We start from the raw sequence: 23,639 nt of genomic DNA on the forward strand, positions 1-23,639 counted from the left end.
ACCTCATGAGATTATGTGACCGCGATATAGAAGCCTGGCTTGATAACGGAAAGCTGGATATTGATCCCCGCCCGCCGGTGGAACGTATCAATGGTGCAACCGTTGATGTGCGCCTGGGCAATCAGTTCCGCACTTTTCGCGGTCATACGGCTCCTTTTATTGATTTGAGTGGCCCTAAAGACGAAGTGAGTGCGGCGCTGGATCGGGTGATGAGCGATGAGATTGTGCTGCCGGAAGGTGACGCGTTCTATCTGCATCCCGGTGAGCTGGCGCTGGCCGTAACGCTGGAGTCGGTGACGCTGCCGGATAACCTGGTGGGCTGGCTGGATGGCCGCTCTTCACTGGCGCGTCTTGGTCTGATGGTTCACGTGACCGCTCACCGTATTGATCCAGGCTGGCAGGGCCGGATTGTGCTGGAGTTCTATAATTCAGGTAAACTGCCGCTGGCACTGCGTCCAGGTATGCTGATTGGCGCACTCAGTTTTGAACCGTTGTCTGGCCCGGCAGCCCGTCCGTATAACAGCCGACAGGATGCGAAATACAAAGGTCAGCAGGGTGCGGATGCCAGCCGTATTGATAAAGACTGATACGCTATTATCAGTAAGCGACCGTGCTGAGTGAGCCAGCGCCGCTGTAAACTGACAATGAGTGGTTAAACCCTTTAGATTTCAGCTTGCAGCCAGGCGGCAACTGAGCAAGTCCCCGGGAGCTTACAGCAGTAAGTGACCGGGGCGAGGGAAGGAAGCCCGCGCCGCTGTAAACTGACAATGAGTGGTTAAACCCTTTAGATTTCAGCTTGCAGCCAGGCGGCAACTGAGCAAGTCTCCGGGAGCTTGCATCAGTAAGTGACCGGGGCGAGGGAAGGAAGCCCGCGCCGCTGTAAACTGACAATGAGTGGTTAAACCCTTTAGATTTCAGCTTGCAGCCAGGCGGCAACTGAGCAAGTCCCCGGGAGCTTACATCAGTAAGTGACCGGGGCGAGGGAAGGAAGCCAACACCGCTGCAAACTGAAAGATGAAGGGTTTAAGGAGAAGGCATGAAAAGATTTATTACCACCCTTGCCATACTTTTGGTGGTGATGGTGGCTGGCATGACCGCTCTGGTTGTGTTGGTCAATCCTAATGATTTTCGCGCCTACATGGTTCGTCAGGTGGAGCAGCATAACGGCTACAAGCTGGCGATTAATGGTGATCTGCGCTGGCACGTCTGGCCGCAGCTAAGTATTCTTTCCGGCCCGGTGACTCTGACCGCGCCTGGCGCTGCGCAGCCCGTCGTTAGCGCACAGAATATGCGCCTGGATGTTAACCTGTTCCCGCTGCTCTCTCATCAGCTTTCAGTCAAGCAGGTGATGCTGAAAGGTGCGGTAGTGCGTCTGACGCCGGACAGTGACAGTCAGCGCCCCCCTGATGCGCCTATCGGCCCCGCCGAACCGGGCAATGCCCCGTCGGTGAGTGATGTCACGCGCGGCTGGAAGTTTGATATTGCCCATCTGCGGATTGCCGACAGTCTGCTGGTATGGCAGCAAAGCAACGGCGAACAGCTGAACGTACGGGATTTTAACCTGGCGCTGGATCAAACTCAGCCGCGCCGTGCCCATCTTATTCTTAGCAGCCGTATTAACCGCGATCAGCGTGAATTGCAGATTAATATCGACAGCGATCTGGATATTACTGATTACCCAAACCGCATCGGCGCGGTGGTCAATCAGTTTGATTATCAGCTCAAGGGGGCAGATCTGCCTCAGGACGGCGTTAAGGGTCATGCCCTGATGAAAGCCCATTGGGTGACGTCTACACAGCAGTTCAGCCTGGAAGAAATTAACCTTAGCGCTAATGATAGCCAGCTGACCGGTACGGTGTCCGGTTCGCTGGGTGCCCGCCCGCAGATTATGGCCCGCCTGCATGCAGCCAGCCTTAATCTGGATGCACTACTGGGGCTGAACCAGGTTTCTGAAGGTGCGGCCAGCGGTGCGGAATCGCGCTCAGGCCCTGCGCCCGTTATTGCCGCGCTGCCAACCCACGATAATGCTGATTCACCGCTTAATGCGATGGATGGCACTCTTTCGCTGGTGGCCGATAAACTGAACTGGCGTGGCATACAGATGAACAACGTGCAGCTGGATGCAGCCAGTGAAGACGGGTTGCTGACGGTGAATAATTTCAGGGGGGAGTCGATGGACGGCAGCTTCTCTCTGCCTGGTACGGTTGATGTTCGTAGCGCAAAGACCAAAGTGAGGTTGCAGCCCGATCTTGAGAAGTTTGCACTTTCTCCACTGCTGAAAGGATTTGAACTGCCGGATACGGTACGCGGAGAGCTTTCGCTGAAAGGAGACTTGCGCGGTGAGGGGCTGACCGTCGATGCGTTTAAAAAACAGTGGCAGGGCAGGGCGGATTTCAACCTCCAAAATGCACAGTTTGCCGGCCTTAATTTCCAGCAGCTGATTCAGCGTGCGGTGGAAAGCAACAGTACTAAAGTGCGCGGTGAAAGCGATGACAGTAAACCTAATCTGCAACAGATTCAGGGCCAGGTCACGCTGAACAATGGCCTGTTTAATTTCGGCACCCTGGATGCCCGCTCAGACCAGCTTAATTATACCGGTGCAGGCATGGTTGATGTGGTGAAGCGGACGCTGGATATACGCTTTGGCGTTACGGTGACTGCGGGCTGGAGTGGTGAAAGTGCACTGGTTCAGCGTTTGCAAAAAACGCCGGTGCCGTTACGCATCTATGGCCCCTGGTCCGCCATCAACTACAGTCTCAAAGTGGATCAGGTGCTGCGTGAAGAGCTGCGTGACGAAGCACGCCAGCGTCTGAAACAGTGGATGGGGCGTAACCCCGACAGCGATAAGAAAAATGATGTGAAATCACTGCTGAAAGATCTGTAAGAGGTTAGCGGGCGACGTGTGCCTCGCCCGCTTATCCTATGTCCGATCGACGGTGGGGATAATCTGCACTTTCTGCACCCGGTGGCTCTCAACCTGAAGCGTACGGAAAAGATAATCACCTACCTGGACCTCTTCTCCCTCCTGCGGCACGCGCTGCAAATGCTCCATCAGTAATCCTGCCAGCGTCAGGTATTCACGCTTTTCATCCAGCACCAGCGGCAGATGCATTGCCAGATCGTCGAGCGGCATATGCCCGTTCGCTGTCCAGCTGCCATCGGCATTCTGCTGTATATCGTAGCGCGGGTCGACTTTCTCCCCTTCGTTAGGGAGATTCCCGGCGATAGTTTCCATCACATCACTTAGCGTTACGATGCCCTCGACTGAGCCAAACTCATCCACTACAAAAGCAAAATGTGTGCGCGCAGTGCGGAACTGCTCCAGCGCGGGCAGCAGACTCAGCTGCTCAGGGAAAACCAGCGGCTGGCGGATCAGTGCGCGCAAATCGAGATCGTTACCGTGCAGCGCCTGTTTAAGCAGATCGATAACATGAACCACGCCAAGCGGCTCATCGCTATTTTCAGTAATAATCAGCCGGGTGTGCTGATTATTATCGAGCAGCGCCATGATTTTTTCCGGTGATTCGGCAAGGTCAATATGCTCAATATCATGACGCGAAGTCATAATGCTGCTGACGCTGCGCTGACCCATCGCCAGCACGCGGGCAATCATCATGCGCTCCTGCTTATTAAAAATCGCTTTACGCCCGGCATCGGCAACCAGTGATGAGGTTTCCTCATCCATCTCTGCCTGTTCATGATGGCCACGCAGCAGTCTCAGTACGGCTTCTGCGGTACGTTTACGCAGGGGAAGCTTCGCTGAGAGGAAACGCCGACGGTTAAACTGCGCCAGCTGATTCAGCGCTTCGATAATCACCGAGAAACCGATAGCAGCGTAGAGGTAGCCCTTCGGAATATGGTAACCAAAGCCATCGGCTACCAGACTGAAGCCGATCATCAGTAAGAAGCTGAGACATAAAATAATAATAGTCGGGTGGCTGTTAACAAAGCGGGTCAGCGGTTTACTGGCCAGCAGCATCAGGAAGATAGCGATAATAACCGCAGCCATCATTACGGCCAGATGATCAACCATTCCGACGGCGGTAATCACGGAGTCGAGGGAAAAGACCGCATCAAGCACCACAATCTGCGCCACCACCGGCCAGAAGCGCGCCGCACGTTTCTGCGGGCCTTCTTCTTCATCTTTGCCTTCCAGCCGTTCGTTCAGCTCTACGGTGGCTTTGAACAGTAAGAATACGCCGCCGACCAGCATAATCAGATCGCGTGCACTAAAAGGGTGCCCGTTTACGCTAAACAGTGAGTCAGTCAGTGATGCCAGCCAGGAGATGGAGGCCAGCAGAGCCAGACGCATCAGCAGTGCCAGCATCAGGCCGGTTACGCGCGCACGGTCGCGTAATGCGGGGGGAAGTTTCTCTGCCAGAATGGCAATAAATACCAGGTTATCGATACCCAGAACCAGTTCCAGCAGAACCAGCGTGACCAGGCCGGCCCAGATTGAGGGGTCGGCGATCCATTCGAACATTGTCTTTACCTGAACAGCATATTGAATGATCAATGATGAGTCGTAATCGCCACCATTTCAACCTGTAATCCAGGTACATCGCCTTTGCTGCATCCGTGATGAGTGATAAGTCAGTTTCGTTGCTGAATTATTAACCGTCATTTTCCGAAATTCTTAAACTGTTTCTTTTCAGGAATAATCGTATAGGGCCAGCTTGATTAAAGAGTAATACTTATATCCTGAATACACGGGCGTAAGATTAATCTTAATTGTGATATGGAATTAATATTGATTTGACTATGAGCGGAGTTAGGCAATGAGTGGTACTGACGCAGCTGCAACGTAGTCTTAATCCTAAAAGAAGGTACAGGCGCGGGGAGCCTCTTGTAAACAGGCCATTTATAACTAGTATAGCAACGTGTTACTGAATGTCTGCGTGGATGTTGTATTTAGCGCAGTACTGGCGGATTTAATGTTGATTTATGTGAATGAAGACACACTTCCGCTGTTTAAACGCTAAAGCTTGCCGCCAGAAATGGCAGGGGAACAACATAAAACACCAACATTTTACAGCGCATTGGCAGCTACAAGCCAGGGGCGGTAGCGTGTCCTGACGAGTCTTAAGACTGTTCAGGAAGCGCCGCGGAACAGTAAACGTTCGTGTTGATTTTCTTGCCAAAATCTCTAGCCGCTATGCCAGCTACGATGACCTTTTTGTCAGACTCCCTAAAATAAGTTTCCTGTGTAATAACTGATGTGTTGATTAAATACTCATCTCACCAGGTCAGAGACCAATAAAACACAGGCTTCCTAAGATAAAAAATTACGAGTTAACTATGCGCGATATTGAATTTACCTTTAAAGGGTTGTTAATAAAACTGTCATTGGCTCTTTCGGATCTCATCTGTTTTAATGCAGCGCTGGCATTAGCCATATTGCTGATTAATAGTTTTCCGGGTGATACTCTGTCAGATATTCCAGCAATCGACTTCAAATTGACTATAGCAACACATATTATTCTTTCTGTTGTTTGCGTGGGCTGGTTCTGGGTGAGATTACGCCATTACACCTACCGCAAACCCTTCTGGTTTGAGTTAAAAGAAGTCTTCAGAACTGTCCTGGTCTTTTCTGTTATTGCTCTGTCCATCAGCGCATTATCCAAATGGGAATTGTCCCGCTGGATCTGGGTATTAACCTGGCTGCTGGCGATGGTGCTAATCCCGGTAGGACGTGCCGTAGTGAAGCGCGTACTTAACCGCAACAATCTGTGGAAAAAGCAGTCGATCATTTTGGGCAGCGGTAAGAATGCGGAAGAGGCTTATCAGGCGCTGCAAAGCGAAGAAGTGATGGGCTTTGATGTTGTGGCCTTCTTCGACGTTGATGGCAGCCAGCCAGCGCACGAGCTGTTTGGTATCCCCGTCATCAAAGACGAGCAGACCCTGTGGAACATGGTGAACAGCGAAACGCAGTTTATCGTGGCGGTGGAATATGAGCAGAGTCAGTCACGGGATCTGTGGCTGAAAAATCTTGCTAAACATAATTGCCGTTCAGTCTCGGTGATCCCTTCTTTACGCGGTGTGCCGCTTTATGGCACGGATATGGCATATATCTTCAGTCATGAAGTGATGATCCTGCGCGTGAACAACAATCTCGCCAAGCGCACTTCGCGCTTCCTGAAACGTACCTTTGATATCGTTGGCGCACTCAGCATTATCACTATGCTGCTGCCTGCGCTGGCCACACTGATCTTTATGGTGTCACGCGATGGCGGTGCACCGATTTATGGTCACGAACGCGTTGGCTATAAAGGTCGCAAATTTAAATGTCTGAAGTTCCGCTCAATGGTAGTGAACTCGAAAGAGGTACTGGAAGAGGTGCTGCGCACCGACCCGGCTGCACGTGAAGAGTGGGATAAAGACTTTAAGCTGAAAAATGACCCTCGCATTACCCGCGTTGGACATTTTATCCGCAAAACCAGCCTTGATGAATTGCCGCAGTTATGGAATGTCGTTCGCGGTGAAATGAGTCTGGTGGGGCCTCGTCCGGTTATCGAAGCCGAGCTGGAGCGCTATGCGGGTGATGTTGATTACTACTTTATGGCTAAACCAGGTATGACCGGGCTATGGCAGGTAAGTGGACGTAACGATGTTGATTATGAAACCCGCGTCTACTTCGACTCCTGGTACGTGAAAAACTGGTCACTTTGGAACGATATCGCCATCTTGTTCAAGACTGTTGGTGTGGTTCTGAAACGTGATGGGGCTTATTAAAACAAAGCCAGAGGCTGACAACAATGACCACTAGAAACAGAGCCTGATTCAGGCACTTAGGTGATACCGGGTTTTCAGGTATGCCTTTTATACCCCAATAATTCGAGTTGCAGTTACCGTCTTGCAACTCGAAGTATCACGGGTAAAGACGCTACACAGCGGCGGTCTCGCCATTATCATTCCAATTACTGATAGCGATAAACCAGATGATTAAAATCAAAACTAAATTGATTCCCCTGCTGGTCTCAGCAGCGCTCCTTTCCGGTTGTACTATCGAACCGGGCAGCCATCTTTCAACCATGGGCAAAGATGTTGTTAAGCAACAGGACAGTGATTTTGACATCGACAAATACGTTAATGTCTTCCCGCTGACGCCGAGCCTGGTTGAACGCATGAGACCAAAACCGGTAGTTGCACAGGCGAATGACGCCCTGCAACGCGAAGTTCAGTCTTACGAATATCGCATCGGTGTCGGTGATGTTCTGACGGTTACCGTCTGGGATCACCCGGAGCTGACAACACCATCCGGTCAGTACCGTAGCGCCAGCGATACCGGTAACTGGGTTCATTCCGATGGCACTATCTTCTATCCGTATATCGGCAAAGTGCGCGTGGCAGGCCGTACCGTCCAGGAAGTGCGCGATGAGATTGCCCGCCGCCTGGCGCAGTATATCGAAAGCCCGCAGATCGATGTCAGCGTAGCGTCGTTCAAATCGCAAAAAACCTATGTAACCGGCGAAGTCACTACCTCCGGCCAGCAGCCAATCACCAACGTTCCGCTCACTATTCTTGATGCGGTCAACGCTGCCGGCGGCTTAACCGCTAACGCCGACTGGCGCAATGTGGTGCTGACGCATAATGGCCGCGAGCAGCCAATCTCCTTGCAGGCACTGATGCAGAACGGTGACCTGTCGCAGAACCACCTGTTATATCCGGGTGACATTCTCTATGTGCCGCGTAATGACGACCTTAAAGTGTTTGTTATGGGCGAAGTTAAACAGCAGGCTACGCTGAAAATGGATCGCAGCGGTATGACGCTGTCCGAGGCACTGGGCAATGCGCAGGGTATGGATCAGACCGTTGCTGATGCAACGGGCGTCTTCGTTATTCGTCCGACTAAAGGGACTAACCGCAGCAAAATCGCCAACATCTATCAGCTCAATACTAAAGATGCCGCCGCGATGGTAATGGGTACCGAGTTCCAGTTAGAACCTTACGACATTGTGTATGTCACCTCTACGCCACTGGCCCGTTGGAACCGTGTGATTTCACAGCTCGTTCCGACCATCAGCGGTGTTTACGATGCAACACGTACCGTGCAGACGCTTCATAACTGGTAACCGCCGGGAAACATTATGATTAATTCAATCTTAGTTGTTTGTATCGGAAACATCTGTCGCTCCCCCACCGGGGAGCGGCTGCTGAAGTCCGCACTACCTGAGAAGAATATCGCATCCGCGGGACTGGGAGCCCTGGTTGGCCACGCTGCTGACGACACCGCTACCAGCGTGGCCGCAGAGCAGGGTGTGTCACTGCAAGGGCATGTGGCACAGCAGCTCACGTCAGGCATGTGCCGGGATTATGACTTGATCCTGGTGATGGAAAAAAAACATGTCGACCAGGTCTGCCGCATCAACCCATCCGTACGAGGCAAAACCATGCTGTTTGGACACTGGATCAATCAGCAGGAAATCGCCGACCCGTATAAAAAAAGCCGCGATGCCTTTGAGGCCGTGTACGGAATTCTTGAAAACGCTGCCCAGAAATGGGTCAACGCATTAAGCCGATAGTTGGGATCTCCATGAAAATAAAAAGTAAGGCACCGTCAGCGCCTCGAGACGATTCGAACGGGTTCGATTTGGCGCATCTTGTGGGACAATTTGTTGATCATCGCTGGATAATCGTGGCTGTTACCGCGTTATTTATGCTGATGGGTACGCTATACAGCCTGTTTGCAACGCCGATTTATAGTGCGGATGCGATGGTGCAGGTTGAGCAGAAAAATGCCAACACCGTGTTAAACGATCTGACGCAGATGATGCCGAATTCACAGCCAGCATCAGCGACCGAAGTACAGATTGTGACTTCACGTATGGTATTGGGAAAAACCGTTGCTGACCTCGGACTTGACGTACTGGTGCAGCAGGATTATTTCCCGGTGATCGGCAGAGGCCTGTCGCGCATGCTGGGCAACAAGCCGGAGCAGATTGCCATTTCACGCATGAAAGTGCCCGCTATCTGGGATAAACGCCAGTTAACGATCGAAGTGAATGGCCCGGACAGCTACACCGTCAGCAAAGATGGCGATGAACTGTTTAAAGGTAAAGTGGGTCAGTTTGAGCAGCACGGCGATGTCACCATGCTGGTTAGCGATATAAAAGCGGAAGAGGGCACCAGCTTCACCGTTACTAAACTGAGCGACCTCCAGGCGATCAAACTGGTTTACAACAACCTGACGGTTGCTGATATGGGCAAAGATACCGGCGTTCTGGGTCTGACCTATACCGGTGAAGATCCGGAGCAGATCAGCCAGGTACTGAACCAGATCATCAACAACTATCTGTATCAGAACGTTGAGCGTAAATCAGAAGAAGCAGAGAAGAGCCTGACCTTCCTGCAAAGCCGACTGCCGGAAGTGCGCGCCAAGCTGGATCAGGCTGAAGACAAGCTGAACACCTATCGCCGTCAGAATGATTCGGTGGATATGTCGCTGGAAGCGAAATCAGCCCTCGATTCATCCGTCAACATTCAGAGCCAGCTTAACGAGCTGACCTTCCGTGAAGCGGAAGTGTCGCAGCTGTTTAAGAAAGATCACCCGACTTACCGCGCGCTGCTGGAAAAACGCCAGACGCTGATCGACGAGCAGAAAAAGCTGAATGGCAAAATCAGCCAGATGCCACAGACTCAGCAGGAAATTGTGCGTCTGACGCGTGATGTCCAGGCCGGTCAGGAAATCTACATGCAGCTGCTGAACCGTCAGCAGGAGCTGAGTATCAGCAAAGCCAGCACCGTGGGTGATGTTCGTATCATCGACCATGCGGAAACTGCCGGTACGCCAGTTGCACCGAAAAAACTGCTGCTGATCTTAGCCAGCCTGGTAGCAGGTCTGGTGGTATCAGTTGGTCTGGTACTGCTGAAGGCGCTGTTCCATCATGGCATTGATAATCCTGAGCAGCTGGAAGAGCTGGGCCTGAGCGTCTATGCCAGCGTCCCGCTTTCCGAATGGCAGCGTAAAAAGGATGCCGAAGCACTGGCGAAACGCGGCCTGAAGGTTAAAGCCGATCCGCACAATACGCTGCTGGCTCTGGGCAACCCGACTGACCTCTCCATTGAAGCGATTCGCAGCCTGCGTACCAGCCTGCACTTTGCCATGATGGAAGCTAAAAACAACATTCTGATGATTACCGGTGCCAGCCCGGGAATAGGTAAAACCTTTATCTGTTCTAACCTCGCAACGCTGGTGGCGAAAGCCGGTCAGAAAGTGCTGTTTATCGATGGCGATATGCGCCGCGGCTACACCCATGAACTGCTGGGTGCCGAGAGCAAAAAAGGTCTGTCGAATATTCTGTCCGGTAAGACGCCGTTCAGTCCGGATCTGGTTCAGCACGGTGATTACGGCTTTGATTTTATCGCCCGTGGTCAGGTGCCGCCAAACCCGTCTGAACTGCTGATGCATAGCCGTATGCAGGAGCTGCTTGAGTGGGCCAGCAGTAATTACGACCTGGTGTTAATCGATACGCCGCCGATTCTGGCTGTCACCGATGCGTCTATTATCGGTAAGCTGGCAGGCACCTCATTAATGGTAGCGCGTTTCGAAACCAACACCCTGAAAGAAGTGGAAATCAGCTACAAGCGCTTCGCCCAGAACGGTATCGAAATTAAAGGGGTTATCCTTAATGCCGTCGTCCGTAAGTCAGCTAATGCCTATGGTTATGGCTATGACTATTACGACTACAGCTATAAGCAGGATGCAAAAAGCTAACTGACCCTGAGGAACCTTTCAGCCACGCGTTGGGAGGTTCCTTCTTTTATAGACTGTTTTTTTGGACGAATAAGGTGCCTGGCAATGAAGGATATTTTCTTTTCCATCGTCATTCCTGCATATAATGCATCCGAATCTATCGTGACAACGCTGGATTGTGTGGCGGCGCAGAGTTACCAGAATTTTGAAGTGATCATCATTGATGATAAATCTGCCGATGCCGATAAACTGGCGGCAGTGGTGCAGTCAGAACGTTACAGCCAGCTGAAGATTAATCTGGTGCTGTCGCAGGAGAAGTTAAACGGTTCCGGTGCACGTAATAAAGGCATCGAACTGGCGACCGGCGATTACATCAGCTTCCTTGATGCCGATGATGAGTGGCATAAAGATAAGCTACTGGAAAGCCTGAAGCTGATTAATCAGCTGGAAGGGCAGGGCAAGCAGAAGTTTATTATCTACAGTCAGGTGAACATTATTCAGGATGGCAACTTCCTGAAAGTGCTGCCGTTGCAGCAGGTAGGACGCCATGAAACCGTCGCTGAATATCTGTTTGGCTGCTATGGCTTTATCCAGACCAGCACCATCGTGCTGAAGCGTGAATATGCGCTGGAAATTCGCTTCGATCAGAAGTACATCCGCCATCAGGATTACGACTTCTGTATCCGTGCTGACAAACTCGGCTACGAGTTCGTGATGATTGCCCAGCCGCTGGCTAACTATCACCTGGTGACCAAATTTGGTTCCAAGCATAAAGGCGAGTCGGTGAAATATTCCTTCTTCTGGCTTGAGAATATGAAGCCGTATCTCACCCGACGGGATATACATACCTACAAGGCCTATAAACTGCCGCTGCGCTATAAGATGGACGGTAAATCGTTCCAGGCCAGCCTCAGCTTTGCCCGTTACTTTTTCTTAACCAATAAAGATAACCGCACTTACTTCCTCAATCGCGTTAAAGATAAACTTCGGGCGCGGCTCGGAGGAAAGTAATGTGAACAAAATAATAATAATTGGGTGGGAAACACTATGGCAATTTATTGGATAGTCAGTTACAGCATACTGGTTTTATGTTTCTTTGAACTGGCGACGATTAACCAGGCGAATGAGCCAAAAATGAAACGCGTCACCACCTACTTCTTTTTTATAGCGGTGGTGGGACTGATTATGTTTGCGGGCTTCAGAGGCCCGAACTCTGGCATCGATGACTGGCAATATCTTGGGTTCTTCTATGATTTCTCTCGTCAGACGGGAATCAGTGGTTATGAAACCGTTGCGGACATCTATCGCTACGAGAACCTGTTTATGCTGCTGGCGTGGGTGCTGTCGTGGTTTACCCATGAGAGTTACTTTTTCCTGCTGTTTATCAGCTTTATTGCGGTGTCGACGAACGCCTGGATCTTTAAAAAATATTCGCCGCTGATTCTTTGTTCGCTGTGCCTCTATTCGGCACACCTGTTTATTAACAAAGATATGAACCAGATTCGTTTCGGGCTATCCAGCGCCTTCGCGGTGGCCTGTATCTGTTCTGCGGCGGGGCGTAAATATTTTCTGGCGTTTGTGTTTCTGGCATTCAGTACCCAGTCACACTCCACCGGCTATGCCGTGCTGATGGTGCTGCCGTTCCTGTTCCTCAGGGAGCGTAAATATTTCGGTATTGCCATGGTGCTGGCGGCGATCCCGCTGGGCTTAATTGGCGGTAAAAAGCTGTTCCTTGATACGCTGGGAATTGTACCGGTCATCGGTGACCGTGCTATGGGCTACAACGGCACAGTATTTGATGCGGCCTCTCCGGTATTTGGCCTGGCGAACTTAAAAAACATCGCCTTTATCGCTTTCTTTACCGTGGTCTATTTTAACCGGCCAATTAAAGAAGAAGACCGTATTGCTTACATCCTGTTTATCGCCTACTCGGCGGGTGCGGCGGTACGTATTATCTTCTCGGACTTTTCCATTATCGGTGGGCGCGTTGGTAACCTGTTCCTGCACTGTGAGCCGTTACTGCTGGCATTCCTGATGATGCGCATCCGTAACACATTGCTTAACTTTGGTCTGCTGTTCGCCATGACCTCCTATTATCTGGCGTACAACACCATTTTGTCAGTGCAGTCGATCAATGGTTACAGCATCGCACCACTATTCAGATTGTTTTAATAGCCAAAACTGTAGGGGCCGGGTACGTCCGGCCCTGATAATTTAATAATTTCTAAACTTCAGATTCAGGGTATCAGATGAATAATCAAATCGGCACGGTAGGGATTATTATCCCGATGTACAATGCGCGCGCGACTGTTTTGCGGGCGGTGCAGTCGGTGATTGATCAAACTTATACCGACTGGCGGATCTACCTGATTAACGATAAATCTACCGATGATTCACTGGAATTTGTACGACAGCACTGTACTGACCCGCGTATTACTATTCTCAGTAACGAAGTGAATCTCGGCGCGGCAGAAACCCGTAATGTGGGATTAAAGGCAGCCCGCGAGCCGTTTATTGCCTTCCTCGACAGTGACGATGAGTGGGCCAGCGACAAGCTGATGTTACAGACTGCCTGTCTGGCAGCGGGCGATGACCTGGTAATTAGCAACTACAGCTACCAGTCACGCACTAAAGCTTACGACGTACGTTACGGTAAGCCGCTGTTGATGAAAGATAATTTCGTTAAAAAGCAGTTCCGCATCTGCTTCTCATCGGTCTGCTATCGTCGTCCGGCGCATACGGTACTGTTTAAGAAAAAAGGGCACGAGGACTTCCTGTTCCTGTATGAGCTTTTTGAACAGTACAAACAGGCGCGGGTGATAGATAAAAATCTGGTGACCTATTATGAAATGGGTGATTCCCTGTCGCGCAATAAAAATAAAGCGGCGAAGTGGCACCTGGATTTGCTTAAGTATATTTATAAAAATAACCCGTTAAAAGTTTATTACTACTACGTCTGGTACATGGTTAACGGCGTGTTGTTTACCTTAAAACATCGCTGATCTGAGGTGGCTTAAATAATGAAAAAAATCGTACTGGTCATCAAAGATGCCTACTCCTATGCCGGAACTGAGAATATCTGTAACTTCATGTCAGAGTGCTTCGGCGATCAGCATGAAGTGACCATCTACTCACTGGAGGGATCGGGAGAACCGTTCTACCCTTTCAGCAAGGTGCAGCAGATCGTCAGCTTCAACGGTGAAAAAAATCCGCTGAAGGCCGCCGTGAAAAAGATTCAGCAGCAGCAGTTTGATGCAGTGTTTCTGATTAGCATGGGCCGCCTGAGCGTGATGTTTGCGCTTTACAGCATGATGACAATGAAAAAGAAACGTGCCCGTGTCTATGCCTGCGAGCACGTCGCGATTAACTCCTTCAGTAAACCTATCAAACTCCTCAAATACCTGATGCTGCGCTACTACGATCGCGTGATCGTCCTGACCGACAAAGATCATCAGGTGTTTAACAGCTGGAATATTCCCAGCACTACCATCCCAAATCCTGTGGTTTATAAAAATCTCCAGCGCACGACGCGTCATCGTCAGGCGCTGGCGGTAGGGCGCCTCGATCATCAGAAAGGTTTCGATCTGCTGCTCGACGTCTGGCAGGGCTTTGTTGCCACCAACCCTGACTGGAAGCTGGTGATCGCCGGTGATGGTGAACTGAAAGATGACCTGCTGGCACAGGCAAAACGCCTGAACATCAGTGACAGCGTCAATTTTGTTGGTCGCGTCAGTAATATCAATGACTACTACCGCGACAGCGATATGGCGCTGATGACCTCGCGCTATGAAGGTCTGCCGCTGGTGCTGCTGGAAGCCAAGTCCTGGTCGCTGCCGGTCGTCGCCTATGACTGTCCTACCGGGCCGCAGGAAATTATCAATCATCAGCAGGACGGTTTCCTAGTGGCGATGAACGACAAAGCCGCTTTTATCGACAGTATGAACCAGCTGGCCCATGACGATGATCTGTTCTACGCCATGAGCGCGGCCACCAAAACCACGGCCCTCAAATTTGATGGCAAAGTGATTAAAGAGAGCTGGCTGTCGCTGATTTAAGGACAGTACCGCTTCCAATGGCAGTATCTCTGGACATCTGTTTCACGCCTGCCTTGCAGGCCCAAAAAAATTGACCATGGGATAACACCAATGAAAAGAAGAGAATTACTGACGGCGTTGTCGTCGATTGTTGCAGGGCTTTCTGTAACTTCGTTTTCCAGTGCGGCGGCGAAAAGCGATCCCGCGCTGGCATTAAAAGGCATTACTCCCGCCGAGCTGCCGAAGGGCGATGTTCCCATTCTGACGCCTGAAAACGTCTACACCATGCCAGATCAGTTCTGGAAGAATTTTAGCGGCAAACTCTATATCGGCAAGGCCGGTGCTGACCCGACTCAGTCCGGTAATCTGATTAATCTTTATCTGCGCGACGCCTCGGGCAAACTGTCGCAGGTACAGCAGCCGGTGGCGCTGAATAAAGGCAGTTTCGAGCAGTTTATTGCCGACAATGCCGCGCTGATTGCCGATCCGTCGCACTCAATGGCAGTGGTTGATGATGCGGGTAATACGCTGTTCAACATTCCCGATGTGACCCGCGGGGCGAATAATTTTAGCCAGCGCCTGGCGCAGCCTGCCGGTTATCAGCTGATTGGGGAAATTCCCTCGGTCGACGATCTGCGTAAAACCCGCCCGCTGTTTAGCGGGGCGAAAATTAAGCTGAAAAGCTGGCATGAAGGGTTGGAAGTCGGTGGCGGTGAGTTTGTCGGCACGCTTGAGGCCGCTAAAGACGACGGCGGCGTGATCATCTCCTCCGGGGCTGATTATCACTGGCGGCGCGTGGTTGAAGACTTCAACCGCCTGACGCTGTTTGATTTTGGCGCGATTGCCGATGGTAAAACCGACAGCGCTCCGGCGATCAAGGCGATGTATCAGTGGGCACAGGATGCCAACCAGCAAATCTGTCTGCAATTCCCGGCTGGAACATTTTTTGTCAGCGCCTGTGATTTCTCTCAGCAGCAGACGCGTTTCTTCCGCGTATCCGGGGCGATGGTTAATTTCGGCTACTTCCCGGCGACCACTATTGTATCTGACGGTAATTCAGACTTCGTATTCAAAGTGAATACCCGCTGGGTGGAAGTCAGCAATCTGCAATTTAACGGACGTACTGACACCCAGCCCAATAAGCAGGGCTTCTTCGATAACAAATGTGAAGGCGGCCAGTATTTCCGCGGTGCCTGCCTGCGTTTTGTGCGCGTGGGCGGTACCGCCATCAGCCTGATGGATACCCTGGACTGCAAAATTGACCAGTGGTATGCGCTGCGCTGTAGCGGCGACGTCATTAAGTCGGTCTGGTCTAACGCGCCGAAAGGCAAATGGGATCACAGCACGGCCATTGAGCTTTCCAACTTTAATGCCCAGTACTGTACCGACGGCAAAGTGCTGAACCTGCAACGCTGTGGCCAGTCGCTGATTCATAACGGCTGGATTGAACATACCGAGTTCCCGGGTGATATCTCTAACGGGCAGTGGATTATCGATGCCCTGAGCCTGGAAACCTGTAAAAACCCGCTGATTGCCCATAACTCGCGCCTGAATATGCGCCAGACCAATCTTCAGGCCGGCAGCTGGATCGACAATTCGCTGGCGGAAGGTGAGTGGCTTGGTGCCTGGGAGCGCGGATCCACCCGCGTTGAATCCTACGGTATTGCCGTCGATGGCAGCATGAAATACAACTATCTGACGTCACGTTTTCGTATTGAAAACAACAGTGATCAGCAGAAGTGGGTAGAGCTGGGCAATATCTATACGCCGGATGTGGGCGATGCCTGGGAGATTGAAATTTTCGGCCAGTCCTCCTTCAGCAACGGCAGTGGCAATGCGCCGCTGAATAAAGTGGTGGGCGATAAAACCACCGGCGGCCGGGCGATTATCAGCCTGCAACGTAAAACTCATAAATTTGAAGCCTCCTGGCATGCAGAAGGTGCCAGCCCGGTACTGGATGTGATGATCGTCACTCCCCATGACACCGATGTGCGCGTATTTGTCAAAATCGATGGCTGGGTAGCTTCGGCCGGGGTGCTGATCAAGACCACTGCCAAAGACCGCTTTAAAACTGGCCGCTGCGCGCGTTTCGACAGCAGCATGGCGTTTGGCAAGCCGCCGACCGGCAAAGATGTCAGCCGTGCCAGCCAGCGTTTCAGTCTGCATAACGGCAAAGCCGGGATTGGTGCCAATGAAGCGGGAGATCTGCTGATGGCCTCGCGTCCGCTGAGTGCCGAACAGGTGAATACCGATCATCCAGAAGGCTTTATTTCTATCGTGCTGAACGGCAAGCAGGTCGCGATCCCGTACTTTTCCCTCAAATAATTGGCAGTTTTCCGTCAATGCGCGGAAATTTCAGAGTTATCAGGCTGTTTTTCCAGGGCCAGGACAGGCAGCCTGTTTTAAACGATTCAGCTGCATTGATGGGCGTTTGGCATTCCTGGGACAATAAGAGTTAATAATTAGCAATTTATTGGCTAATTAAGCCTGTAAAAAATTACAAAAATTTTTCTGGAGTAGTTATGAAGATTTTATTAGTTGGCAATCATACATGTGGAAATCGTGGTGATGGCGCTATTTTACGCGGGATTATTGATTCGTTAAACCTGGCAAGGAACGATCTTGATATTGATGTTATTAGCCGTTATCCAACCAGTTCTGGTTACCTGCTCCAGCAAGAGATTTTGCCTGATGCGCTCTTTTTGCAGACTAAAAAGGGCAAAAACAAGCTGTTTGATAAGATAAAACGCCGTCTGATGCCAAAAATCATGATGGCGCATATCGCTAATCGCGGCCTGTTTAAGCTGTTTCCGGTACCGCAGTATTTGCAGGAATTTAGCGACAACCTTAAGCAGTATGATGCGATTATCCAGGTCGGCGGCTCGTTCTTTGTTGATCTCTATGGTCCGTTGCAGTTTGAGCATTCGCTGTGCGCGCTGCTGGCAAAAAAACCGATCCATATGATCGGTCACAGCGTCGGCCCGTTCCAGAAGCCGCGTTTTAATGAAATTGCTAATTTTGTCTTTGATCGCGTCGATAGCCTGGTACTGCGCGAAAGCGTCAGCCTGGAGATGATGAAACAGGGCGGCATTACCACTCGTAAAGTGGTCAAAGGCGCTGATACCGCCTTCCTGGTGCGTGCGCGTGAAGTGGCGGAACCGGGCCATAACCTGGTGCACTGGCAGCAGGTGATTGGTCAGCAGAAAACTATCGCCATAACCGTGCGTGAACTGGCGCCGTTCGACAAGCGTCTGGGCGTGACTCAGCAGCAGTATGAGGCCGCGTTTGGCCGTGTGATCAATGCGATGATTGAGCGCGGTTACCAGGTGGTGGCGTTCTCCACCTGTACTGGCATCGACAGCTACAACAAAGATGATCGCATGGTGGCAATGACACTGAGCGACCATATCCAACAGAAAGATAAGTACCACGTGATCATGGATGAGTTTAACGACCTTGAGCTGGGCATCATGCTGGGCCAGTGTCATCTCACCATCGGCACCCGTTTGCACTCCGCAATTATCTCCATGAACTTTGGTACACCTGCGGTGGCGATTAACTACGAACACAAATCTCTGGGCGTAATGAACCAGCTGGGGCTGCCAGAGATGGCCAGCGATGTGAAGAGTCTGATGGACGGCAGCATTATCACCCGGGTGAATAATGTGCTGGATAACTACGATGCGGTGAAGCAGCAGGTCGACCAGGCTGTGGAACAGGAGCGGATTCTTGGCAACCGCATCACTGATGACGTGGTTAAACGCTTAGGGTGAACCCATGAAACTGACATTTTTCACCATGCGATTTCCGGTTTCCTCTGAAACGTTTGTTCTGAACCAGGTAACGCATTTTATTGATATCGGCTACGACGTTGAGATTATCTCGGTTTTCCCGGGGGATCTGGTTAACCGTCACGGTGCTTTTGACCGCTATAATCTGGCAGAGAAAACTCACTATCTGCTGCCGGAAGAGAAGGTCAGTAATGCGGATAAACTGAAACAGCGTCTGCAAATTGTGCTGCCGAAAATTCTCAATACTGCCACGCTTAAATCCTTCAATATCGGGCGCTACGGCGCCCAGTCCAGCAAGCTGCTGCTGCCTGCAATTGTTGCCGCTAACAAAACTCCTTTTGTTGCGGATGTCTTCCTCGTCCACTTTGGCTATGCCGGAGCGCTTGCCAATAAGCTGCGTGAACTGAACGTTTTGCAGGGCAAACAGGCGACGGTATTCCACGGTGCTGATATCTCACGTCGTCATATCCTTGAAGAACATAAAGACGATTACGCCCGGCTGTTTACTCAGACTGAACTGCTGCTGCCTATCAGCCACCTGTGGGAGAACAAGTTGATTAGCATGGGCTGTGCGCCGGAGAAAATTCATGTGACGCGGATGGGCATAGAGCCGGAGAAGTTTAATCTTCACGTCCGGGAGTCGCTGCATCAGCCGCTGCGTATTCTCTCCGTTGCCCGCCTGACCGAGAAGAAGGGGCTGGGCGTGGCGATTGACGCCTGTAAAATCCTTAAAGCTCAGGGTGGGCTGTTTGAGTACACCATTGTCGGCAACGGCGAACTGGAAGATGAATTACGCGCCAATATTGAGGCGGCAGACCTTGCCGACTGCGTGAAAATGGTCGGTTTCAAGCCGCAGGAAGAGATTAAACGCTATCTGGATGATGCGGATATCTTCCTGCTGCCGTCGCTGACCGCAGCCGATGGCGATATGGAAGGCATCCCGGTGGCGCTGATGGAAGCGATGGCGGTCGGGCTACCGGTTGTCTCCAGCGAGCACAGCGGTATTCCTGAACTGATCGAACATAATGTCTCTGGCTGGCTGGCCCCGGAAGGTGACGCCGCAGCACTGGCCGAAATTCTGCTGAAACTGTCACGCGGTGAGGCCGATGTGGCACCGGTGGTGGTCGCTGCGCGGCATAAAGTCGAAACCGAATTTAACCAGCATATCGCCTACCGTGAGCTGGCAGAGATTCTGGAGCAACTAGCGTGAGTAGTTTAAAAAATCAGGCCGTATGGCTGTTTGGCGGCACCTGTTTTGCCGCAGTACTACAGGTGATACAGCTTGGCGTGCTGGCGCGTAAGCTGGAGACGCATGAGCTGGGTATTCTGGCGATTATTAACGCCATTCTCGCCGTGGCGATGGTGCTGCAGGATATGGGGATGAGCAGCTATATCGTGCACCGGCAGAACATCACCCGTAAAGAGCAGAGCACTATTTACTGGGTGAACGTTTTACTCAGTCTGCTCACCGGGCTGTTGCTGATTGCTATTGCCTGGCCCATTGCCTATTTCTACCATATTCCGGAGCTCACCGGGCTGATTATGCTGACCAGCATCAACTTCCTGGTGCTGGGGTCGCTCTCTCAGTATCAGGCACATTTTGTTAAAGCCAAACGCATGGTGCTGCTGGCGAAGATTGAGATGGTCACCAAGTTTCTCGCCTTTGCGCTGACGGTGGGGCTGCTTTATTACTCTCCGCTTAACGTATCGGCAGTCATCCTCGGCCTGTTTGCCAATGCGGCAATGCGTATCCTGTGCATGATCTGGTTTGGTGAGAAGTCCTGGCGGCCAACCTTCGAGTTTGATAAATCGACCTTCTTCAGTTCGATAAAATACGGTGTGTATCAGCTTGGCTCACAGACTATTAACCAGCTGCGTACTCAGGCCGACTCCCTGATCGTTGGTAAAGTGATGGGCGCTGAAATGCTCGGGGTCTACTCACTGGCGAAAGAGCTGGTGCTGCAACCGCTGAAACTGGTGACGCCGGTGATTAACCGTCTGGCACTGCCACGCTTCGCTGAAAAACAGCATGAACCGGCTCAGTTACAGAAGCTGTTCCTGAAAGGCACCTTCCTTATTATGCTGTTCAGCAGCCTGATGTATCTGGCGATCGGTATCCTTTCCCCGGTGGTGGTGCGAGTGCTGTACGGGCCGGCGCATGAAGCGGTCGGTCAGCTGATCCCACTGATGCTGCTGTTCGGTATGCTGCGTCCGATGGGCGGTCTGACGGGGGCAATATCACAGGCCAATGGTCGTACTAACGTCGAGTTCTGGTGGAACGTGGTAGCGAGCATCATTGTGGTGCTGGTACTGGCAACCACCTGGATCTGGCCAAACGTCTGGTATGTGGCGCTGACGCTGTCGATTTCTCAGGTACTGATTTCGGCCTTTGCCCATCCGTTCTTTATCAAACCGGTGATTGGCATTCCGTTTATCCCGTACGCTCGTCAGTGGATGTCGGTAGCGGTAGTGTTTGTCGGTATCATGGCGTTAGTGAGTTATTTTAATCTGTTTGTCAGACCGGAATGGTTTACACATTTGTTGTAACCCGGTAATAACATAACCGTCATAATAGCGCGCAGCGGCCAGATGCCCCGGTTACAGAGTTATCTTTCTTTCCGGGGACTTACGCCGCTATCGCCATTCAACATCGCGAATTTATACGCATATATAAGGTCACCCGGTGGGTGGCCTTTTTTTATTGCTGGCCCTGGAGCTTATTTTTAAGATTAAGATTATACTTGTGAATCATCTCTTTAATGCATAATCAGTGGACGTTTTTTTACTTCATTTATATGGAAACACTATGACCAAGCTTAAAGCAGTTATCCCGGTTGCGGGTCTCGGTATGCATATGCTCCCTGCTACAAAAGCCATTCCTAAAGAGATGTTACCTGTTGTCGATAAGCCGATGATTCAGTACATCATCGACGAATGCGTAGCAGCCGGTATCAAGGAAATTGTTCTGGTGACCCATGCATCCAAGAATGCAGTTGAAAACCACTTTGATACCTCTTACGAGCTGGAAGCCCTGCTTGAAGCGCGCGTTAAACGTCAGCTACTGAGCGAAGTACAGTCTATCTGTCCGCCGGGCGTGACGATTATGAACGTGCGTCAGCCGCAGCCGCTGGGCCTGGCTAACTCTCTGCTGTGTGCCCGTCCGATGCTGCATGATGAAGCATTTGTGGTAGTGCTGCCGGATGTGCTGCTGGATAACGCCAGTGCCGATCCGCTGCGTTACAACCTGGCCGCCATGGTTGCGCGCTTTGAAGAGACCGGTCGCAGCCAGGTGCTGGCTCACCATATGCCAGACGTTGACCTTTCTGAATACTCGGTGATCACCACCGAAGAGCCACTGGACTTCCCGGGCAAGGTCAGCTCCATCGTTGAGTTCGTCGAAAAACCAGATAGCCCGCAGACGCTGAATTCCGATCTGGCTGCGGTTGGTCGCTACGTGCTGTCAGCCGATATCTGGTCTGAGCTGGAAAACCTCGAGCCGGGTGCCTGGGGCCGCTATCAGCTGACCGATGCCATTGCTAACCTGAACAAAAAACAGCCGGTTGATGCGCATCTCCTGAGTGGCGACAGCTTCGACTGTGGTCGTAAGCTGGGCTATATGAAAGCATTTGTGACCTGGGGTCTGCGTAACCATGCCCAGGGCCGTGAGTTCCGTGAAGAAATCCAAAAAATCCTGGCTAAGTAATCTAATCAATAAAGGCCGCGCCGGGCGTGGTCTGAAGGAGTCAACATGGCAATTTTAGTAACGGGCGGGGCAGGCTACATCGGTTCCCATACCGTGTTGTCGCTGCTGCAACGTGGGGATGATGTTGTTGTTCTGGATAATCTGAGCAACGCCTCGCGCGAGTCAATTAACCGTGTAGAGAAACTCACCGGTAAGACCGCCACCTTCTGTGAAGGGGATATCCTCGACCGTTCATGCCTGCGCGACATTTTTGCCAGCCAGAGCATCAGCGCAGTGATCCACTTTGCTGGTTTGAAAGCAGTTGGTGAATCAACCCGCAAACCGCTGGAGTATTACCAGAACAACGTCACCGGTACCCTGGTGCTGCTGGAAGAGATGCGTGCTGCTGGTGTAAATCAGTTTATCTTCAGCTCCTCAGCGACCGTCTACGGTGCCGATGCTCCGGTTCCTTATGTGGAAACTACGCCGATTGGTGGCACCACCAGTCCGTATGGCACTTCCAAACTGATGGTTGAACAAATTCTGCGTGATTATGCAAAAGCGAACCCGGAATTTAAAACCATCGCGCTGCGCTACTTCAACCCGGTTGGCGCGCATGAATCAGGCCTGATTGGCGAAGATCCTAACGGTATCCCCAACAACCTGCTGCCCTATATCGCTCAGGTCGCCATTGGCCGCCTGGAAAAGCTGGGGATCTTCGGCGGTGATTACCCGACTAAAGATGGCACCGGTGAGCGTGACTATATTCATGTGATGGATCTGGCAGAAGGTCATCTCAAAGCGCTGGATCATATCGCATCAGTTGACGGCTACAAGGCTTATAATCTTGGCGCAGGCGTCGGTTATTCGGTGCTTGAAATGGTGAAAGCCTTTGAAAAAGCCGCTGGCAAACCAGTGCCTTACCAGATCTTACCGCGTCGTGATGGCGATCTGCCGGCATTCTGGGCCGATGCTTCGCTGGCAGACAAAGAACTCGACTGGCGTGTTTCACGCGGAATTGATGAAATGATGCGCGATACATGGAACTGGCAGTCAAATAATCCTAATGGATATCGTTGATTCAACGGCTAAGTGATTGAACAAAAAACTCCCGCATCAGGGAGTTTTTTGTTTTTAACAGAATCAACAGTGCATTGAAATTTACAATAAAATTCAGACGATAGCGGGAGTTGAAATTTTTTTCTGCTGACAGTTGCTTTAAATTTATACAATCTGATGGTTAAAATGTACGTGTTGCGAGCAGATAGGTTTTTTTAAGCTTAAAGTGTGCAGATTAAGCTTGTACCGATGTAGGCGAAGTATGAGAATTATAACCTGCTTATGATAAGGCATATGTAGACTTATTTCTGGGAATTTTCTGGAAAAAATGGACAAGTCTTACAATGTAATCCGACTATGCTTATGTAGGGCGACTGCGA

General features: G+C 51.2%; 17 protein-coding genes. 16 read left to right on the forward strand and 1 reads right to left on the reverse strand.

Annotated elements, in window-relative coordinates; genetic code table 11:
• The first annotated feature begins 5 nt into the window (after positions 1-5).
• Positions 6-587, forward strand: coding sequence for a dCTP deaminase (gene dcd / locus GN242_RS07095; RefSeq protein WP_154751662.1), 582 nt, complete (start codon positions 6-8; stop codon positions 585-587).
• Positions 588-1,036: 449 nt separating this feature from the next.
• The gene (gene asmA, locus GN242_RS07100; RefSeq protein WP_154751661.1) at positions 1,037-2,884 is read left to right on the forward strand and encodes an outer membrane assembly protein AsmA; all 1,848 of its coding nucleotides are present in this window, start codon (positions 1,037-1,039) and stop codon (positions 2,882-2,884) included.
• Positions 2,885-2,920: 36 nt separating this feature from the next.
• Here asmA and GN242_RS07105 read toward each other — a convergent pair whose 3' ends face one another.
• The gene (locus GN242_RS07105) at positions 2,921-4,483 is read right to left on the reverse strand and encodes a TerC family protein (protein WP_154751660.1); all 1,563 of its coding nucleotides are present in this window, start codon (positions 4,481-4,483) and stop codon (positions 2,921-2,923) included.
• An 815-nt stretch (positions 4,484-5,298) separates the two neighbouring features.
• On the opposite strand from GN242_RS07105, the gene wbaP reads away from it, so the two are divergent.
• From wbaP to galE, 14 genes are all read left to right on the forward strand, one after another.
• A complete protein-coding gene (wbaP, locus tag GN242_RS07110; protein ID WP_154751659.1) occupies positions 5,299-6,732 on the forward strand; it encodes an undecaprenyl-phosphate galactose phosphotransferase WbaP in 1,434 nt (477 codons plus the stop codon).
• Between the two features lie 206 nt (positions 6,733-6,938).
• The gene (locus GN242_RS07115) at positions 6,939-8,072 is read left to right on the forward strand and encodes a polysaccharide export protein (protein ID WP_154751658.1); all 1,134 of its coding nucleotides are present in this window, start codon (positions 6,939-6,941) and stop codon (positions 8,070-8,072) included.
• A 15-nt stretch (positions 8,073-8,087) separates the two neighbouring features.
• On the forward strand, positions 8,088-8,522 hold the full coding sequence (locus GN242_RS07120) for an arsenate reductase/protein-tyrosine-phosphatase family protein (RefSeq protein WP_154751657.1): 435 nt from the start codon (positions 8,088-8,090) through the stop codon (positions 8,520-8,522).
• Positions 8,523-8,533: 11 nt separating this feature from the next.
• Positions 8,534-10,714 (forward strand): tyrosine-protein kinase Wzc, encoded by a 2,181-nt coding sequence (gene wzc / locus GN242_RS07125; RefSeq protein WP_154751656.1) that lies wholly within the window; start codon positions 8,534-8,536, stop codon positions 10,712-10,714.
• A gap of 84 nt (positions 10,715-10,798) precedes the next feature.
• Positions 10,799-11,704: a glycosyltransferase family 2 protein gene (locus GN242_RS07130; RefSeq protein ID WP_154751655.1), complete on the forward strand. Its 906-nt coding sequence runs from the start codon at positions 10,799-10,801 to the stop codon at positions 11,702-11,704.
• Between the two features lie 36 nt (positions 11,705-11,740).
• Positions 11,741-12,865 carry an EpsG family protein gene (locus GN242_RS07135; RefSeq protein ID WP_154751654.1) on the forward strand — a complete coding sequence of 375 codons (1,125 nt, stop codon included), beginning with the start codon at positions 11,741-11,743 and terminating at the stop codon, positions 12,863-12,865.
• 77 nt (positions 12,866-12,942) lie between these two features.
• Positions 12,943-13,695, forward strand: coding sequence for a glycosyltransferase family 2 protein (locus GN242_RS07140; RefSeq protein ID WP_154751653.1), 753 nt, complete (start codon positions 12,943-12,945; stop codon positions 13,693-13,695).
• Between the two features lie 18 nt (positions 13,696-13,713).
• Entirely contained in the window at positions 13,714-14,748 is a 1,035-nt protein-coding gene (locus tag GN242_RS07145) for a glycosyltransferase family 4 protein (protein ID WP_154751652.1), read from the forward strand.
• 90 nt (positions 14,749-14,838) lie between these two features.
• A complete protein-coding gene (locus GN242_RS07150) occupies positions 14,839-17,052 on the forward strand; it encodes a phage tailspike protein (protein WP_156287133.1) in 2,214 nt (737 codons plus the stop codon).
• A 197-nt stretch (positions 17,053-17,249) separates the two neighbouring features.
• Positions 17,250-18,500: a colanic acid biosynthesis pyruvyl transferase WcaK gene (gene wcaK / locus GN242_RS07155; RefSeq protein WP_154751650.1), complete on the forward strand. Its 1,251-nt coding sequence runs from the start codon at positions 17,250-17,252 to the stop codon at positions 18,498-18,500.
• Positions 18,501-18,504: 4 nt separating this feature from the next.
• Entirely contained in the window at positions 18,505-19,728 is a 1,224-nt protein-coding gene (locus GN242_RS07160) for a glycosyltransferase (protein ID WP_156287134.1), read from the forward strand.
• On the forward strand, positions 19,725-21,065 hold the full coding sequence (locus GN242_RS07165) for a lipopolysaccharide biosynthesis protein (protein ID WP_156287135.1): 1,341 nt from the start codon (positions 19,725-19,727) through the stop codon (positions 21,063-21,065). The genes GN242_RS07160 and GN242_RS07165 overlap by 4 nt, the downstream gene beginning before the upstream one ends.
• Positions 21,066-21,324: 259 nt before the next feature.
• The gene (galF, locus tag GN242_RS07170; protein WP_154751648.1) at positions 21,325-22,221 is read left to right on the forward strand and encodes a UTP--glucose-1-phosphate uridylyltransferase GalF; all 897 of its coding nucleotides are present in this window, start codon (positions 21,325-21,327) and stop codon (positions 22,219-22,221) included.
• Between the two features lie 45 nt (positions 22,222-22,266).
• The gene (gene galE, locus GN242_RS07175; RefSeq protein WP_154751647.1) at positions 22,267-23,280 is read left to right on the forward strand and encodes a UDP-glucose 4-epimerase GalE; all 1,014 of its coding nucleotides are present in this window, start codon (positions 22,267-22,269) and stop codon (positions 23,278-23,280) included.
• Positions 23,281-23,639 lie beyond the last annotated feature (359 nt).

The sequence above is a fragment of the Erwinia sorbitola genome (assembly GCF_009738185.1).
GTDB lineage: Bacteria > Pseudomonadota > Gammaproteobacteria > Enterobacterales > Enterobacteriaceae > Erwinia > Erwinia sorbitola.